Genomic DNA, 17,685 nt, shown 5'->3' on the forward strand with positions numbered 1-17,685 from the left:
GGACACGTCACCATGCTCGACAAGGTACTGATTGCCAACCGCGGCGAGATTGCACTTCGCATCCTTCGCGCCTGCAAGGAACTGGGCATCAAGACGGTAGCGGTGCACTCCAAGGCCGACCGCGATCTGATGCACGTCCGCCTGGCCGACGAAGCTGTCTGCATCGGCCCGGCCTCCTCTGCCAAATCCTATCTGCACATCCCGGCGCTGATCGCAGCCGCCGAGGTGACGGACGCCGACGCCATCCATCCGGGCTACGGCTTCCTGTCGGAAAACGCCAACTTCGCCGAGCAGGTCGAACGCTCAGGCTTCGCCTTCATCGGCCCGCGCGCTGACACCATCCGCATGATGGGTGACAAGGTCGCGGCCATCGAAGCGATGAAGCTGGCCGGCGTCCCGACCGTACCGGGCTCCGATGGTCCGGTGCCGCAGGATGAAGACGAGATGTTCGCCATCGCCGAGCGTATCGGCTACCCGGTGATCATCAAGGCCGCCGCTGGCGGTGGTGGTCGCGGCATGCGCGTGGTGCACTCCAAGGCCAGCCTGCTGTCCTCGGTGAGCATCACCCAGGGTGAAGCCGCCGCGGCCTTCGGCGACGGCACGGTGTACATGGAGAAATTCCTCCAGAACCCGCGTCACGTCGAAGTCCAGGTGCTGGCCGATGGCCAGGGCAACGCCATTCACCTGTATGACCGCGACTGCTCCCTGCAGCGTCGTCACCAGAAGGTGCTGGAAGAAGCGCCGGCACCGCAGCTGGATGAGGAAGCCCGTGCCAAGGTCCTCAAGTCGTGCACCGATGCCTGCATCGAGATCGGCTATCGTGGCGCCGGCACCTTCGAATTCCTGTACGAGAACGGCGGGTTCTACTTCATCGAGATGAACACCCGCGTTCAGGTCGAGCACCCGGTGACCGAGATGGTCACGGGCGTCGACATCGTCAAGGAGCAGCTGCGCATCGCCTCCGGCCTGCCGCTATCCATCAAGCAGGAAGACGTCAAGCTGCGTGGCCACGCCTTCGAATGCCGCATCAATGCCGAAGACTCGCGCACCTTCATGCCGTCTCCGGGCAAGGTCGAGCTCTATCACGCGCCGGGCGGTCTGGGCGTGCGCATGGACTCGCACCTGTACTCCGGCTACACCGTGCCGCCGCACTACGATTCCCTGATCGGCAAGCTGATCACCTGGGGCGAGAGCCGCGAGATCGCATTGACGCGCATGCGCAATGCCCTCGATGAGCTGCTGGTGGAAGGCATCAAGACCAACACTGACCTGCAGAAGGATCTGGTGCGTGATGCCGGCTTCCAGGAAGGTGGCGTCAACATCCATTATCTGGAGAAGAAGCTGGGCCTGTAATCTGCCCTGCTTGAGACTGGCAGCATCGGTCGACACATGACAGAAGGGTGGCCTCGGCCGCCCTTCTGTCGTTTGCGCAGGGGCCCTTGAGTGCGCTCAGGGCCATGCCGGCATCCGAGCGCCCCTGCCCCCACTGCCGCTTCGTCTATTCTCTTCACTCCCTACCTATTCGACAGGAGCCACCATGTCCTGGCTGCAACTCAAGACGCGTATCGCCCCCGACCACGCCGAGATTCTCGAGCATCTGCTGATGGAAGAAGGTGCCTGCGCCATCACCCTGCAGGACGCCGAGGATCAGCCACTGTTCGAGCCGGATCTCGGCAGCACGCCGCTGTGGAGCGAGACAGTGCTTACCGGCCTGTGGGATGGCACCGAAGGCATCGAGACCATGCGCGAGCGGGTCAAGGCCGGCTGGGCGGCACTGATTCCCGATGAGCCCTGCCCGGAGATCGAGGTCGAGATTCTCGAGGACCGCGACTGGACACGTGAGTGGATGGACGGCTTCGAGCCACTCAAGATGGGCCAGCGGCTGTGGATCGTGCCCAGCTGGCATGACGCGCCGGAACAGGACGCCGTCAACCTGATGCTCGACCCGGGCCTGGCCTTCGGCACCGGCACTCACCCGACCACCGCCCTGTGCCTGGAATGGCTCGATGGCCTGGCCGTGGAGGGCAAGCTCGCCCGGCACAGCGTGCTGGACTTCGGCTGCGGCTCCGGCATCCTGGCCATCGCCGCACTCAAGCTCGGCGCGGTGGATGCCATGGGCACCGATATCGATCCCCAGGCCCTGCAGGCCTCCCGCGACAACGCCCAGCGCAACGAGGTCAGCGACAGGCTGACACTGTGCTACCCGGACCGCCTGCCGGACGCGGGCTATCAGATCGTGGTCGCCAACATCCTGGCCGGCCCGCTGGTCGAGCTGGCCCCGCAGATCGCGGGCAGTGTGGCCCCGGGTGGCCTCCTGGCGCTTTCCGGCATTCTCGCGCCCCAGGCGGGAGACGTGCTCGAGGCCTATCGTGAGGCCGGCCTGATCATGGAAGAGCCCACCGAGCGCGATGGCTGGGTGCGCCTCAACGGCCAGCGCCCGCTCGAGGGCTGAGCCACGCGATACCATGAGTGCCGCAGCGCAGGGAATCCACGGCGCAAAGGAAGACCTCCGGAACGCGCCACGGATGAAATAGCCCTTCAAACCCTGCGGCGCTCTAGGTATCATGACGCCCCCGTGATGCCTGCATCGCGCGCCACCCCACTGCATGACACGAGCCCCATGACCGAGACATCCCTTCACGCCGAGCTCCCGCGCATCGGTGTGCACCAGTTGCCCAATCGCGTGATTCTGGCCCCGATGGCCGGCGTCACCGATCGCCCGTTCCGACAGCAATGTCGTGAGCTGGGCGCGGGGCTCGTGGTCTCGGAGATGGTGACCAGTGACAAGCGCCTGTGGAACACCGTCAAGTCGCGCACGCGCATGAATCATGCCGGTGAACCCGGCCCGCGTGCCGTGCAGATCGCCGGGGGCGATGCCGCGATGCTGGCCGAGGCCGCCGCGCTGAATGCCGAGATGGGTGCCGAGATCATCGACATCAACATGGGCTGCCCGGCCAAGAAGGTCTGCAACAAGGCCGCCGGGTCTGCCCTGATGCGCGATGAGCGTCTGGTCGGCGAGATTCTCGAGGCCGTGGTGCGTGCCGTGAAGGTGCCGGTCACGCTGAAGATGCGCACCGGCTGGTGCGAGGAAACACGCAACGCCATCACCATCGCGCGCATGGCCGAGAGTGCCGGCATCCAGGCGCTCTCCGTGCATGGTCGCACCCGTCAGCAGAAATATACCGGTGAGGCCGAATACGACACCATCGCTGCGGTGAAGGCGGCAGTCTCGATTCCGGTCTTCGCCAATGGCGATATCGACAGCGGCGAGAAAGCGCGACATGTGCTTGACTATACGGGCGCCGATGCCGTGATGGTCGGCCGTGCGGCCCAGGGCAACCCCTGGATCTTCCGCGAGATCAATCACTATCTGGCCACTGGCCAGGTAGCTTCCGGCCCGAGCGATGCGGAGCGTGCCCAGGTGATGCGCACCCATCTCGAGGCCCTGTATGAATTCTACGGTGACTACATGGGCGTGCGCATCGCGCGCAAGCATGTGGGCTGGTACCTGGCGACCCGCGAGGATGGCAGTGAGTTGAAGCGCAGCTTCAATCCTCTCGAGGAGCCCGATGAACAGCGCCAGTTCCTGACCCGCCTGTTCGGCGAGCCGGAAGGCATCGCCCGCACCGAGACGCAAGGAAGTCACGCAGCATGACCAGCAGGCACCCTCTATCCCCTGACGACGCAAGCCAGGCCACGCTGATGACGCCCGTTCGGCACCATCAGACCCTGCGCGAAGCCGTCGAGCATTCCATGGCGCGCTACTTCGCCCACCTGGATGGCGAGCAGGTCACCGACCTGCATGCCATGGTGATGGCCGAGGTCGAGGCGCCGCTGCTGGAAGCGGTGATGGCCCACGCCCAGGGCAACCAGACCCGCGCCGCCGATATGCTGGGCCTCAATCGAGGCACGCTGCGCAAGAAGCTCAAGCAGTTTGATCTGATCTGACCCCGCCGGGGCATCCTCACAGGTGCCCCGGCGTCTTTTTGTTGATCCACGAGTGGAGCATCATGCAAGCCAAGCCCCAAGCCATCCGTCGCGCCCTCCTGAGCGTTTCCGACAAGACCGGCATCGTCGAATTCGCCCGTGCCCTCGACGCCCGTGGCGTCGCCCTGCTGTCTACCGGCGGCACCTTCCGTCTGCTCAAGGACAACGGCCTGGCCGTGACCGAAGTCTCCGAGCACACCGGCTTCCCGGAAATGATGGATGGCCGGGTCAAGACCCTGCATCCCAAGATCCACGGCGGTATTCTCGGTCGACGCGGTCAGGATGATGCGGTGATGGCCGAGCACGGCATCGACCCCATCGACATGGTCATCGTCAACCTGTATCCGTTTGCCGCCACCGTGGCCAACCCGGATTGCTCGCTGGAAGACGCCATCGAGAACATCGATATCGGCGGCCCGACCATGGTACGTTCTTGCGCCAAGAACCACGCGCACACCACCATCGTCGTCAACGCGGCCGACTACGACCGCGTGATCGCCGAGATGGACGCCAATGACAATGCCGTCAGCGACGAGGCGCGCTTCGACCTGGCCGTGGCAGCCTTCGAGCACACCGCCGCCTACGACGGCGCCATCGCCAACTGGCTGGGTCAGCGGGTCGAGGGTGGCAGTGAAGGTCTGCCGCGTCAGTACAACGTCAGCCTGAGCAAGAAGCAGGACATGCGTTACGGCGAGAACCCGCATCAGCAAGCGGCCTTCTACGTCGAGGACGGTGCCACCGAGGCCAGCGTCGCCACGGCCGTGCAGGTCCAGGGCAAGGCGTTGTCCTACAACAACGTCGCCGATACCGATGCCGCCTTCGAGTGCGTCAAGGCCTTCGACGAGACCGCCTGTGTCATCGTCAAGCACGCCAACCCGTGTGGTGTCGCCATCGGCGAGTCTGCCCTGGCCGCCTACGAGCGCGCCTATCAGACCGACCCGACCAGCGCCTTCGGCGGCATCATCGCCTTCAACGTGCCGCTGGACGCCGAGACTGCGCAGGCCATCGTCTCGCGCCAGTTCGTCGAGGTGATCATCGCCCCGGGAATCAGCGACGAAGCCGCTGCCATCGTCGCCACCAAGGCCAACGTGCGTCTGCTCGACGTCGCGGAGGCCTGGGCGGCCGAGCGTACCGGCGGTCACGACTTCAAGCGCGTCACCGGCGGTCTGCTGGTGCAGGACCGCGATCAGGGCATGGTCGGCCGTGATGAACTCAAGATCGTCACCGAGCGCGCGCCGAGCGAGCAGGAACTCAACGACCTGACCTTCGCCTGGAAAGTGGCCAAGTTCGTCAAGTCCAACGCCATCGTCTACATCAAGGATGGCCAGACCATCGGTGTGGGCGCCGGTCAGATGAGCCGCGTCTATTCGGCCAAGATCGCCGGCATCAAGGCCGCCGATGAAGGGCTGGAAGTGCCGGGCTCCGTGATGGCCTCCGATGCCTTCTTCCCGTTCCGTGACGGCATCGACGCCGCGGCGGCGGCCGGTATCACGGCCGTCATCCAGCCGGGTGGCTCCATGCGTGATCAGGAAGTCATCGATGCGGCCAACGAAGCCGGCATCGCCATGGTCTTCACCGGCATGCGTCACTTCCGTCACTGATCGACGGCTCTGACACATGATGTGTGAGCCTCTCTGACGCTCACGAAAAAGCCCCCGCCAGCGAATCGCTGACGGGGGCTTTTCGTATGCCGGGGCATCAACGCCTGCCCCTATTCGACAGGCAGTCTGACCAGGCGCAGGAAGTTGTCACGGGCGACATTGTGCGCCGTCTGTGGCGACAGGGCATCGAGGAATGGCGTGTAACTTGCCAGGATATCGCCCACCGAGCCGAAGCGCCCGACCACGTCACTGCCAAGCACGAAGCGCTGTGGGAAGCGCTCGACCAGCTTGACCCAGCGCGCACGCGGCTGGCCCTTGTCATCCAGCAGATACGGCTCCAGCACTGACCAGGACAGGTCGATATTCAGGTTGGGATAGGTTTCCAGCATGCGCTCGATCTCGCCGTGCAGCCATGTCATGCGCCCCAGGCGACGATTGAGCTCGGCACTGGTACCCGCGTGTGCCCAGATGAAGGTCGTGTCCGGATTGTCGCGCACCGCACTCTCGAATTCCTCGAGATACAGCCCCTCATGCCCCTCACGCTTGCTGGTGACATTGGAATGCACCATCACCGGCAGGCCCTTCTCCGCCGCCAGCGCATAGACCTTTCTCAAGGCGGGATGATTGGCTCGTGGCGTCTCGCCCTCGGTCAGGCGCGTCAGGTCATCATGACGCGTGAAGACCTCGCCGATGCCTTTCCAGAAGCCGGGATAGATCGCCATCAACTGGCGAATCTCATCGGCAGCATTCAGATCAGTGGGGTTGAAGCCGGTGATGAACGGCGAGAAACGCGCCTGGACCGGCTCGGGAGCGCGAGTCAACGCCTCGGCCAGAATGTAATCGGTACCGGAGTACCAGTAGACCGGCCCATCATCACCCATGTAGTAACGCGGCTTCTTGGGCGCGTCCTGCTGCCATTTCTTGGCGACACCGATGCCCGTGATCAGGGCATGATCCACCTGCGCCTCATCCATGACATCCAGCAAGGCCCCCAAGCCATCGCCCTGCTGGAAGAAGTCGACGAAGTGCAGGTGGGCGTCGCTGTAGTGATAATCGCGTGTCTCATCGGCAGCCACGGGCTCGGCGACAGCCATGCTGCCGGCAAGCCCCAACAGCAACGCCAGCGCCCCCTGGAGGAGAGGACGCTGGCGCAGACAGGACAGGCGAGAGAAACGGACGGGGCGAGAGGCAAGCTTCAGCATGGGTGGCTCCGAGGAAAGATCGCTCGATTCTGCGGTGCCCACCCTTGCCGGCGCAAGTGTCCTCAGCTCGCCAATACCGCACCATTCATGCCGGAGGGGCGGCTGGCCTGTTGTTCAGCTGCCTGCTGACGACGGGCAGTCACACGATTCCAGACCTTCTCGTGGAAGAAGAAGGCGACGGTGTTGACCGCAGGCTCGACGATGGCGACCAGACCGCCGACCACGATGTCACCGGTCAGCAGGTAGGTGACACCGAAGGCGATGGAGAAGTGCATGCTGGCAAAGGTCAATGTCTTGATCATGTTGGCTGCCCTCCGGGCGGTCTGTGCTCAGCGAGACGCTGAACCCCAGCGCGTCGCGTGTCTCTTGGTGGGCAACCTGTTGTTGCCTCGATGTAATGAATGATAGTGAGTCTCATCTGCAACTTGAAATCACTTTGCCCTACCCCGCTGATAAGGGCTGGCTATCAAGCGCTCGGATCGCCACGCGCCACAGCCCACAGGATTGGGTAGAATGCGCAGCCGTACCATGCAATTGCATTCCCATCCACTCTGTCTCCTCAAGGTCGCCATGACGCCGCCACTCGACTCTGATGCCCTCCAGACGCTGCTTGAACGCCTGTCCAATGATGCCAGCCGCTGCTTCAACGAGGGCAAGGTCGCGGATTACATCCCGGCCCTGGCGCAGGTGGACCCGGATCAGTTCGGGATTGCCGTCTGTCATGTCGATGGCCGCGTCCAGTATGCCGGGGATGCACACACGCGCTTCTCGATCCAGTCGATCTCCAAGGTCCACGCGCTGGTACTGGCGATGCAGCGTCTGGAAAGCGACGAGATATGGTCACGCGTGGGACGTGAACCCTCTGGCCAGGCGTTCAATTCGATCATGCAGCTGGAGGTCGAGAACGGCATTCCACGCAACCCGTTCATCAATGCCGGGGCACTGCTGATCACGGACCTGCTGGTCTCGCGCATCGTCTCGATCCAGAACACGCTGCGTGAACAACTCAGACGCCTGTCCGGCAGCCCCGACATCGGCTTCGACGAGAAGGTGGCGCGCTCCGAGATGGACCACAAGGCACGCAATGCCTCGCTCGCCTACCTGATGCAGGCCTATGGCAACGTGCACTCCGATGTGGATGACCTGCTGGACACCTACTTCCACAGCTGTTCGGTATCGATGAACTGCGTGGAGCTGGCCCGCAGCTTCGCCTTCCTGGCCAATCGTGGCGTCAATCCGCTGGATGGCAAGGAAGTGGTCTCACCCTTGGAGACACGCCAGCTCAATGCGCTATTGCTGACCTGTGGGCTCTATGACGCGGCGGGAGACTTCGCCTGGCGCGTGGGCCTGCCGGGCAAGAGTGGTGTCGGCGGCGGCATCATCGCCATCCTGCCGGGACAGATGAGCATCTGTGTGTGGTCGCCGCGCCTGGACGGCTATGGCAACTCGATTGCCGGCCGGCATGCATTGGAAGGATTGGTGGCGGGAATGGGGCTGTCACCGCTGGGCTGAGGAGTGAGGAGTGAGGAGTGAGGGCTGAGAAGGGAGAACTGAGAAGTGCGGGCTGACAATACTGAGCTGGGAACCGGCCATAAAAAAGGGCAAGTCGCGTCCGCCACGCCACTCGCCCTGTCTTCAATCCTTGAAGACTATCACCACAGGTCCCGCTCTTTGACTGTAGCGTAAATAAGCATATCCACAAGTAAGAGAATGCCGACAAAGCACACCTGTCTTTGTCCCTGATCTGCGGTAAACGACAGCGGCATACCGCTTTGGTCTGACACACGCAGCGCGATCAATGCCCGAGACACCTCACCTCTACGACCAATGACGCATGGGCCTCTTGTCGCGAGATTGCTCCCTCTCGCGCATGCCGCTCTCTTATCAGCAGCGAAAGATCGCTCTCAGCAGCAGCGAAAATTCCATAGGTTGCAGACACGCTTGGCGGCAACAGGCCGAATGACTGAATGACATGAAAAAGCCCGCCCGGTGTCCCGGGCGGGCTTTTTGGCATCTGATGTCATGTCCGGTCATTGCCTTGAGCGCTGGCCATCCATCGACGATGCCACGTTCAAGGATGCAGGCTCATGCAGGGATCGACGGCGCAGACCCGATGACGAACGGCTCAGCCAAGTGAGAGACACAGATACTTGGTTTCCATGTACTCCTCGAGGCCATACTTGGAGCCCTCACGGCCCAGCCCCGATGCCTTGGTGCCGCCGAAGGGCGCGGCGGCGTTGGAGATCAGTCCGGTGTTGATACCGACCATGCCGTAATCCAGACCTTCCGAGACGCGCCAGACACGCTTGAGATCCGTGCTATAGAAATAGCTGGCCAACCCGAACTCGGTATCGTTGGCCATCTCGATGGCCTCTTCCTCGCTCTCGAAGGGGAAGATGGCTGCCAGCGGCCCGAAGGTTTCCTCACGGGCCACCTTCATCTCCGGCGTCACCTGCGAGATCAACGTCGGGGTGAAGAAACTGCCACCCAGCGGATGCGGATGGCCGCCCAGCAACAGCTCGGCCCCCTTGTCGAGCGCATCCTGCACGTGATCCGTGACCTTCTCGACGGCGTCACCATCAATCAGTGGGCCGACCTTGACGCCCTCTTCCATGCCGTTGCCCACGGTCAACTCGGCATTCATCGCCGCTGCCAGCTTCTCGCTGAAGGCATTGACCACGCTGGACTGCACCAGGAAACGGTTGGTGCAGACGCAGGTCTGGCCGGCGTTGCGGAATTTGGCTGCCATCGCGCCTTCCACCGCCGCATCGAGATCGGCGTCTTCGAACACCAGGAAGGGCGCATTGCCGCCAAGCTCGAGCGAGATCTTCTGGATATGCTGTGAGGCATTGGCCATCAGTCCGCGGCCAACTTCGGTGGAGCCGGTGAAGGTGACCTTGCGCACGAGACGCGAATCGGTCATCGCCTTGGCGATATCCCTGGCCGAGCCCGGCACCACGTTGAAGACACCACGCGGCACACCAGCGCGCTCCGCCAGCACCGCCAGCGCCAGCGCCGAGAAGGGAGTCTGACTGGCAGGCTTGACCACGATGGGGCAGCCCGCCGCCAATGCGGCACCCGCCTTGCGGGTGATCATCGATGACGGGAAGTTCCACGGCGTGATCGCCCCCACGACACCCACGGGTTGCTTGAGCACCATGATGCGCTGATCACGCTTGGCTGCCGGAATGGTGTCACCGTAGACTCGCTGCCCTTCCTCGGCGAACCAGCGCAGGAAGCTGGCGGCATACTGGATCTCACCGGCGGATTCGGCGAGTGGCTTGCCCTGCTCCAGGGTCATGATCTGCGCCAGGTCATCCTTGTGCTCCTGCATCAGGGCGTACCACTTCATCAGGATGTCGGCACGTTCCAGCGCGGGGGTTTCCTTCCAGTCAGCGAAGGCATTCTGGGCCGCCTCGATGGCACGCTCGGTTTCCGCATAGCCCAGACGAGGCACTCGGCCGATGATCTCGCCGGTGGCCGGATTGTCGACCTCTATCTGCTCACCGGAATCCGCGGCGACCCAACCACCATCGATATAGGCAAAGGGGCGAAAGAGACTGGTATCGTTGAGATGTTCCATGAAGACTCCAGAGGCATGCAGGTGGATCGAGGCGGCGTTGAGCGCTAGCCGAGACTATTCAAGACTAGCCTAATAGAACCTAGATGCGGGTTCAGTGCCAGAACCACAACCCTGCCAGCACCAGTGCTGCCATGGCCAGCCCCGTGATCACACGCCCCATGGGCCACTCGCGTCGGCCGGATGGCTGCTTGCCGGCCTCGACAGACGACGGCGGTACCTCACCGAGCTCGCACTCCGGCGGCATCGACACGACACGCCGCGCCTTCTGCTGCTTGACCCGCGCATTGAACACCTGGCTCGCACGCCCGTCACGCACCTCGAAATCCACCGCCAGTCCCGGCCCCGGGAGACCGCGGCCGCGCCAACCGACAAGATCGAACACGTACTCGGCGCCCCTGTCATCCGTGATGACACCCTCCTGGGTGGCATCATCGAACCGAGTGATCTCTCCGATCATGCTGCCCCTCCTGACATCCCGTCTCTCCTGACTGTCTAGCGTCCGACACTTGCCGTCTGGATATGGTCTTCCCGGCTGTCCGACAGGGTGATGGACACCGAATCGGAGAAGCGCAGCGCATGCGGCTTGTCGATCTCGACCTGAGCCGTCAGCACCTGCTCATGCTGCATCACGATATCCAGCACTTCCCGCGTCATGCGCTCGAGCAATGCGAAACGCCCGTCCTCGACATGCGCGATCAGCTGCTTGGTGATGGTGCGATAGTTGAGGGCTTCGCTGATGTGGTTGAACTGTACCGCACGCGCGGCGCGGTAACGGATCACCACATTGATCACGACGTCCTGACGATTCTGGATCTCGTCATCGTTGATCCCGATATAGGTGCGCAGACGCAGGTTCTTGATGCGAATGGTGGCGAGATCATGATCGAGATGTTCATCGTGCAAGGCATGCATCGGCATCGACGGGGACTCCTGAACAAGAGATGTCAGACAAACGACTCACAGACGACGACGCCGCCTCGAGAGGCGGCGTCGTGGCTATCGGATCAGCTGATCAGGGTCAGGAATTCCTGACGGGTCGGCTGATTCTCGCGGAAGGCCCCCAGCATCACGGAGGTCTTCATGCTGGAATTCTGCTTTTCCACGCCACGCATCATCATGCACATGTGGCGCGCCTCGACCACCACCGCCACACCCCGTGCGCCGGTCACCTGCTGGACCGCCTCAGCGATCTGCTTGGTGAGGTTTTCCTGGATCTGCATGCGGCGCGAGTACATGTCGGTGATGCGCGCGAACTTGGACAGCCCCAGCACCTTGCCCGCCGGCAGATAGGCGATATGGCACTTGCCGATGAACGGCAGCATGTGATGCTCGCACATCGAGTAAAGCTCGATGTCCTTGACCAGTACCATCTCGTCGGTGTCCGAGGTGAAGACGGCGCCGTTGACGATCTCCTCCAGCGACTGATGATAGCCATGGGTCAGGAACTGCATGGCCTTGGCAGCACGCATGGGCGTGTCCTGCAGGCCCTCGCGCTGCGGATCCTCACCCAATGCAGTGATGATCTGGCGGTAATGGTTGGCAATCTCTTCGGTCATCCGTCTGCCTATGGTATCGGTCAGGGGCGCGCATGAGCGCACGCATAGCAGGGGTAAAGCACATAACTTATACAATATCTTAACGTTGAATTGATCTTGTACAAGTTAGTGTTCAATGTCAGCGCAGATTCTACCTCAGGCCTGCCTCCAACGCAGGCCTGATCACGTCTTTCCCGCAAGGCCGCAACGACGACGCCCTCAACGCAAGGCGTCGAGGGCGTCGGGTCATGGGACTCAAGAATGGCCCACCGGTCTCCGGCGCGGGCGGCTCACGCCAGCCAGCGAGGAGCATCAAGCACGACTCGCTGCTGCTCAAGACTGCGGATGTGGTCATCCCAGTACCCCAGGCTCGCGACATGCGAGAAGGCCTGCGGGAAGGCGGGATCCGTCCAGCGCCGTACCACCCAGGCACTGTGACGCACCATGCGCAGCGTACGCAGTGTCTCGATCCACTTCAGCTCCCCGCGATTGAAGTCGCAGTGCTGCTCATATCCTTCCAGCACCTCGGACAACTGCATGTGGAGCTCGGGGTCACTCTCTCCCGTCAACAGCATCCACAGATCCTGAATGGCAGGCGCATTGAGACAATCATCGAAATCCACCAGCGCGAAGCTGTCATCCCGCCCCAGCATGTTGCCGATATGGCAGTCACCATGCGCACGCAGCAAGCCACTCTGCGGCCAGCTCTGCTCCGCCACCAGGGGGCGCAACGCCTCGATGACACGCTGATAGCTTTCACTCTGACGCTCACTCAGCCAGTCGGAGGCCAGCACGCTGTCACGACTCTCGTCGAGGATGCGCAGTGGCGTGAGCGTTTCACGCTCCTGGAAGAGGCCTTGACGTCCGACGGCGTGCACGCGACCGATCAGCTCTCCCAGATGGTAGAGGTGCTCGGGAGATTCGAGTTCGGGAGCCCGCCCGACCACATGGGGAAACAGCGCGAAGTCGAAGCCTTCGTGATGATGCAGGGTCTCCCCCTTGGCATCCGCCCAGGCGGGCGCACCGGGAACGCCCTCGGCTTCCAGCTCGGCCAGAAAGGCGTGTTCCTCGAGGATCTGGGCGCGGCTCCAGCGATCCGGACGATAGAACTTGGCGACCCAGCGCCGCCGGTCATCATCGGCCAGGTGATAGACCCGATTCTCATAACTGTTGAGCGCGAAGGGCTCGCCGGGCAACCAGAAACCAAGCGACTCGACGGCGGCCACGACACGATCCGGCGCAAGCGCATCAAAGGGATGTGAACGCTTGTCCAGTTCGCCTTCCCGGGATGACGCAGCCTCCCAGGTGTTGCCGTTGGCGCGCTCATCAAGCTCGCGCGAGGTGCCGGATGATTGCGAATCAGCAGGTGTAACAGGATCAATAGGCATGGCAATTCCTCGGGCATGGACCAGCAAACGGCTGCCGGACCTTGCATGCTATGAGATTAGACCCTCACACCGCCAGTCCCGCAGGCCATAGACCAATAGCATCATGGCGAACCAGGCGGCGTACGCGCTAGCACACAGGCGACGACCTCTCGAGCCCCCGCCCGCTGACAGGCCTGCGCCAGGCTGTCGAGGGTCGCGCCACTGGTCATGACATCATCGATCAACAGCACGCTTTCCGGCAGAGGAGCGCTGATGTCATAACGTCCGCGTTGCGCCTTCAGACGTCCGCGCCGCCCCCGCAGACGCTGATCCTCATCGGCCGCATGTCCCGAGCGAATCCGCACCACGTCACCGCGTTGTCGTTCACGCACCCGCAGACCACGCGTCAGCTCCACCAGCACCTCATGCCCCCGCATTCGTCGCCGTCGCGAATCCCCCGGCACCAGGATGACCCATGCCTCGGGACGTGCTGCCAGCCACTCCCGGCAGAACGGGGCCAGCTCTCGCGTCATCAATTGACGCAGCAGGAGCCCGGCACGCCTCTGATGCTGGTCCTTGTAACGCTGGAAGAGACCCGCGATCAGCCCCTCATAGCGCAATGGAGCGTACACGTGCTGATAGGCCGGTGGCGTCCGCAGACACCGTGCACAGGCCACCTGACTCAATGCCTCGGAGGCCACCGGCTCGGCACAGCACGGGCAGGCATGACGATTGCGCACGATCCGCTCTTCACAGGCCTCGCACCAGTCGCCATGGCCCCACCTCGGGTGCCTGCCATGCTCATGCCCTCGTTGCTGCTGCAGGCAGAAGGCACAGGGGCGTGACACACGCCTCCTGTCAACCAGCAGACCTTCCAGCGTTGACAGAACTCGCGAAAACTCTATCATTTCAGTCAACCCTCATTCATGAATCGCGTTGACTGACCGACAGCCGTCGCTCGCGGGACTGGATGGCGGCGTGCGCCTGACCCGAAGACACTGGCGATCGTCCGGCGCTGACTGCCACCTGACGCGTCTCACTGCCTGCCTGAAGAAGGATCTCACTCCCATGACCGTAGAAGCCCCGAGCGTGACCACGCAAACCTCGCACGACGAACGGACCAACGCAGATGGCGAGGTACGTCACGACTGGCGCGTCGAGGAAATCGAAGCGTTGTTCGCCCTGCCCTTCAATGACCTGCTGTTCCGGGCCCAGCAGATCCACCGCCAGCACTTCGATCCGAATGCCGTCCAGGTCTCGACCCTGCTGTCGATCAAGACCGGCGCCTGCCCGGAGGACTGCAAGTACTGCCCGCAGTCAGGCCACTACAACACTGGCCTGGGTAAGGAAAAGCTGATGGAGATCCAGAAGGTGGTCGAGCAGGCCCGCGCCGCCAAGGATGCCGGTGCCAGCCGTTTCTGCATGGGCGCCGCCTGGAAGAGCCCGCGGGAGCGCGATCTCGAGGTGGTCACCGAGATGGTGCGTCAGGTGAAATCACTGGGACTGGAAACCTGCATGACGCTGGGAATGGTCGATACCGATCAGGCCAGAAAGCTCGCGGATGCCGGCCTCGACTACTACAACCACAATCTGGACACCTCACCGGAGTACTACGGCGAGATCATCACCACGCGCAGCTACAGCGAGCGCCTGGACACCCTGGCCAGCGTGCGCGAAGCCGGCATGAAGGTATGCTCCGGCGGCATTCTCGGCATGGGGGAAACCACCACGGATCGTGCCGGCCTGCTGCGCCAGCTGGCCAATCTGCAACCACAGCCGGAATCGGTGCCGATCAACATGCTGGTCAAGGTGGCGGGCACACCGCTGGAAAATGTCGAGGATCTCGATCCCATCGAGTTCATCCGTGCCATCGCCGTGGCGCGCATCATGATGCCGAAGAGTCACGTGCGCCTGTCCGCCGGTCGCGAGCAGATGGACGATTCCACCCAGGCATTGGCCTTCCTCGCCGGCGCCAACTCCATCTTCTATGGCGAGCGTCTGCTGACCACCGGCAATCCGCAGGCCAACCGTGACCGCGAGCTGTTCGAGCGCCTCGGCCTGCACCCGGAAACCCGCCAGGAAGTCGCCAGTGACGATGTGCGGGAAGCGGCGCTCAAGGCGGCCATGGAAGAACAGGCGCGCGCCAACGTCGAAGGCAGCCTGTTCTACGATGCCACCCGCGAGGCGACGCCCGCCAGCAGTGAAGGCCAGGTGCGTGAACGCAAGCCCTGCGGTCTGGTGGTCTGATCTCACGTGGCCACCCGCTCACGCTCACGCACGCGCTCCAGTACCGGCGCAAGCTTCGCCCACCTGGACGATCTGCTCGCCAGACGCGAGCAGGTCGGGCGCTATCGCCGGCGCCTGACACTGGACTCCCCACAGGGGCCCAACGTCAGCCTCTCCGGGCAGGCGGCAGATGAAGAGGCACGTCCGCTGCTCAACTTCGCCGCCAATGATTATCTGGGACTGGCCAATCATCCCTCGCTGATCGAGGCCGGCTGTCGTGCAGCCCGGGAATTCGGTGTCGGCAGCGGCAGTGCCCATCTGGTCAATGGTCACCAGACGCTTCATCACCGACTGGAAGCCCGTCTGGCCGAATTGACCGGACGCCCGCGTGCGCTGTTGTTCTCCACCGGCTTCATGGCCAATCTCGGCGTGATCGATGCGCTCGCGAGCGCCTCGCGCGAGGCCGGGCGCACTCTCGAGATCTTTCATGACCGTCTCAACCACGCCAGCCTCCTCGATGGCGCGCGGCTGGCATCCTCCGGCAACTCAGCCGTGCGCTCGCGCCGCTTCCATCATCGCGACCTCGAGGATCTCGAGCGCCAGCTGGCACGCTCCCGGGCCGATGACAGGCTGGTGATCAGCGATGGCGTGTTCAGCATGGATGGCGACTGTGCCGATATCACGGGCCTGGCTCGGGCATGTGCTCGCCATGGCGCCTGGCTGATGATCGACGATGCGCATGGGGTGGGCGTGCTGGGCGAGCACGGCGAAGGACTGGTCGGACGGGACACTCCGCTGGCCGAAGTGCCGGTATTGGTGGGCACGCTGGGCAAGGCCCTGGGCAGCGCTGGCGCCTTCGTCGCCGGCAGCGAGGCGTTGATCGAAAGCCTGATCCAGCTGGCCCGCCCATATATCTACACCACGGCGCAACCCCCGCACGTCGCTGCCGCCACCCTGGCAGCGCTGGATATCGTCGAGCAGGAACCACAGCGACGCGAGCACCTGGCGGCGCGCGTACGACAGTTTCGCGAGGGGTGTGCAGCTCTGCTGGCAGGCAGTGGTCTGGCGCTCGGCCTGCCCCTGGTGATGGCAGGCGCCCCCTCGCCCCTCACTGACCCGATGACACCGATCCAGCCACTGGTACTCGGTAGCGAGACTCGTGCCCTTGCCTGGAGCGCGGCACTGCGCGAGCGCGGCATTCTGGTATCTGCCATTCGCCCCCCGACGGTCCCAGCCGGCAGTTCACGTCTGCGCTTCACCTTCAGTGCCGCGCACAGCGAGAACGATGTCGAGACTCTGCTGGCCGCCCTCAGGGAGGTGCTGGAATCGAGCACTACCAGACCCACCACGGGGGCCGAGACATGACGCGATTGACACGTCTGGTGCTGTTCAACGGCTGGGGTATCGATGCCCGCATCTGGCAACCCTTGAAGACGCGACTGGCCGAGCGACAGCAAGCTGCCGAACGAGAGCGGACTGCCGGACCTGCGACACGCCCGATCGAGATCGTGACGGCAGACTGGCCCCTTGCGGCGCCTGACGATCCCGAAGCAGCTCCTTCGCACCTCGGCGGAGCGGACACGCTGTGGCTGGGCTGGTCATTGGGTGCGCTACGCGCCGAGGCACTCGCGACTGCGCTGCCGATGGACCAACGGCCCGCGGCACTCATCGCGTTGGCCATGGGGCCGGCGTTCATCACGCCGGATCACGCGACTCCCGAGACGACTCTTGCTCATCGCAGGTCCCCGGCGCCCCTTCCGGCACTGCCCAGCACCACGCTCACCACTTTCCAGACAGCCTTTGCCCGCTCTCCGCTCGCCAGCTGGCAGCATTTCCTGCGCTGGCAGGCCAGTGGCGAGCCTGACCCGCGCGACTGCCTGCGGCAGTTGCGTGAATTGATCGGCACTCGCCCTGAAAGCTCTGTCGATGCACTCTCGGCAGGGCTCGAGGAGCTGGCCACGCGGCGAATGTCACTGACACGAGCAGGTCCGAATCTCGAGTTCTGGCTGGGCCGGGATGATCCATTGCTGGCACCGGGACTTGCCGAGGCACTGCGTGATCACGGCCATCAGGTGGTGGAATATTGCGGCGGACATTGTCTGCCACTGAGTCACCATGATGACCTGGCCGATGCCCTGCTGACTCGCATGGGCCATGTCGTCGTTGCAAGGGAAGAAGACTGAG

The 17,685-nt window shown here is 63.4% G+C and carries 17 protein-coding genes; 9 read left to right on the forward strand and 8 right to left on the reverse strand.

Annotated elements, in window-relative coordinates; translation table 11 throughout:
- Window positions 1–12: 12 nt before the first annotated feature.
- From accC to purH, 5 genes are all read left to right on the forward strand, one after another.
- Window positions 13–1,353, forward strand: a complete 1,341-nt coding sequence (gene accC / locus BFX80_RS13440) for an acetyl-CoA carboxylase biotin carboxylase subunit (protein WP_077371866.1) — start codon at window positions 13–15, stop codon at window positions 1,351–1,353.
- Between the two features lie 184 nt (window positions 1,354–1,537).
- On the forward strand, window positions 1,538–2,452 hold the full coding sequence (gene prmA, locus BFX80_RS13445; RefSeq protein ID WP_084209167.1) for a 50S ribosomal protein L11 methyltransferase: 915 nt from the start codon (window positions 1,538–1,540) through the stop codon (window positions 2,450–2,452).
- Window positions 2,453–2,620: 168 nt separating this feature from the next.
- Entirely contained in the window at window positions 2,621–3,655 is a 1,035-nt protein-coding gene (dusB, locus tag BFX80_RS13450; RefSeq protein WP_077373125.1) for a tRNA dihydrouridine synthase DusB, read from the forward strand.
- Complete coding sequence (gene fis, locus BFX80_RS13455; protein WP_043331993.1) at window positions 3,652–3,948, forward strand: DNA-binding transcriptional regulator Fis; 297 nt, start codon at window positions 3,652–3,654, stop codon at window positions 3,946–3,948. The genes dusB and fis overlap by 4 nt, the downstream gene beginning before the upstream one ends.
- Before the next feature lie 62 nt (window positions 3,949–4,010).
- Window positions 4,011–5,588, forward strand: a complete 1,578-nt coding sequence (purH, locus tag BFX80_RS13460; protein WP_084209168.1) for a bifunctional phosphoribosylaminoimidazolecarboxamide formyltransferase/IMP cyclohydrolase — start codon at window positions 4,011–4,013, stop codon at window positions 5,586–5,588.
- Between the two features lie 110 nt (window positions 5,589–5,698).
- On the opposite strand, the gene BFX80_RS13465 is transcribed toward purH, so the two are convergent.
- Window positions 5,699–6,790, reverse strand: coding sequence for an amidohydrolase family protein (locus BFX80_RS13465; protein WP_084209169.1), 1,092 nt, complete (start codon window positions 6,788–6,790; stop codon window positions 5,699–5,701).
- A gap of 62 nt (window positions 6,791–6,852) precedes the next feature.
- Window positions 6,853–7,092 carry a DUF2061 domain-containing protein gene (locus BFX80_RS13470; RefSeq protein WP_077371853.1) on the reverse strand — a complete coding sequence of 80 codons (240 nt, stop codon included), beginning with the start codon at window positions 7,090–7,092 and terminating at the stop codon, window positions 6,853–6,855.
- A 211-nt stretch (window positions 7,093–7,303) separates the two neighbouring features.
- On the opposite strand from BFX80_RS13470, the gene glsB reads away from it, so the two are divergent.
- Window positions 7,304–8,302: a glutaminase B gene (gene glsB, locus BFX80_RS13475; RefSeq protein ID WP_240499580.1), complete on the forward strand. Its 999-nt coding sequence runs from the start codon at window positions 7,304–7,306 to the stop codon at window positions 8,300–8,302.
- Between the two features lie 613 nt (window positions 8,303–8,915).
- On the opposite strand, the gene BFX80_RS13480 is transcribed toward glsB, so the two are convergent.
- The 6 genes from BFX80_RS13480 to BFX80_RS13505 form a co-directional block, all read right to left on the reverse strand.
- Window positions 8,916–10,373 (reverse strand): NAD-dependent succinate-semialdehyde dehydrogenase, encoded by a 1,458-nt coding sequence (locus tag BFX80_RS13480; RefSeq protein ID WP_084209170.1) that lies wholly within the window; start codon window positions 10,371–10,373, stop codon window positions 8,916–8,918.
- Between the two features lie 91 nt (window positions 10,374–10,464).
- On the reverse strand, window positions 10,465–10,830 hold the full coding sequence (locus BFX80_RS13485) for a hypothetical protein (protein WP_084209171.1): 366 nt from the start codon (window positions 10,828–10,830) through the stop codon (window positions 10,465–10,467).
- Between the two features lie 35 nt (window positions 10,831–10,865).
- Window positions 10,866–11,291, reverse strand: a complete 426-nt coding sequence (gene folX, locus BFX80_RS13490; RefSeq protein ID WP_077371844.1) for a dihydroneopterin triphosphate 2'-epimerase — start codon at window positions 11,289–11,291, stop codon at window positions 10,866–10,868.
- 86 nt (window positions 11,292–11,377) lie between these two features.
- A complete protein-coding gene (gene folE / locus BFX80_RS13495) occupies window positions 11,378–11,929 on the reverse strand; it encodes a GTP cyclohydrolase I FolE (RefSeq protein WP_077371842.1) in 552 nt (183 codons plus the stop codon).
- Window positions 11,930–12,198: 269 nt separating this feature from the next.
- Window positions 12,199–13,182 carry a serine/threonine protein kinase gene (locus tag BFX80_RS13500; protein WP_394327518.1) on the reverse strand — a complete coding sequence of 328 codons (984 nt, stop codon included), beginning with the start codon at window positions 13,180–13,182 and terminating at the stop codon, window positions 12,199–12,201.
- A gap of 215 nt (window positions 13,183–13,397) precedes the next feature.
- A complete protein-coding gene (locus BFX80_RS13505; RefSeq protein ID WP_157109493.1) occupies window positions 13,398–14,015 on the reverse strand; it encodes a ComF family protein in 618 nt (205 codons plus the stop codon).
- A 328-nt stretch (window positions 14,016–14,343) separates the two neighbouring features.
- Between BFX80_RS13505 and bioB the strand changes: the two genes are divergently transcribed.
- From bioB to BFX80_RS13520, 3 genes are read left to right on the forward strand one after another with little or no spacing between them, the layout of a single operon-like run.
- Window positions 14,344–15,522, forward strand: coding sequence for a biotin synthase BioB (bioB, locus tag BFX80_RS13510; protein ID WP_084209174.1), 1,179 nt, complete (start codon window positions 14,344–14,346; stop codon window positions 15,520–15,522).
- 6 nt (window positions 15,523–15,528) lie between these two features.
- Window positions 15,529–16,866 (forward strand): aminotransferase class I/II-fold pyridoxal phosphate-dependent enzyme, encoded by a 1,338-nt coding sequence (locus BFX80_RS13515; RefSeq protein ID WP_394327506.1) that lies wholly within the window; start codon window positions 15,529–15,531, stop codon window positions 16,864–16,866.
- The gene (locus BFX80_RS13520; RefSeq protein ID WP_157109494.1) at window positions 16,863–17,684 is read left to right on the forward strand and encodes an alpha/beta fold hydrolase; all 822 of its coding nucleotides are present in this window, start codon (window positions 16,863–16,865) and stop codon (window positions 17,682–17,684) included. Before BFX80_RS13515 ends, BFX80_RS13520 begins: the two co-directional genes overlap by 4 nt.
- Window position 17,685 lies beyond the last annotated feature (1 nt).

The organism is Cobetia marina, from assembly GCF_001720485.1.
Taxonomy (GTDB): domain Bacteria; phylum Pseudomonadota; class Gammaproteobacteria; order Pseudomonadales; family Halomonadaceae; genus Cobetia; species Cobetia marina.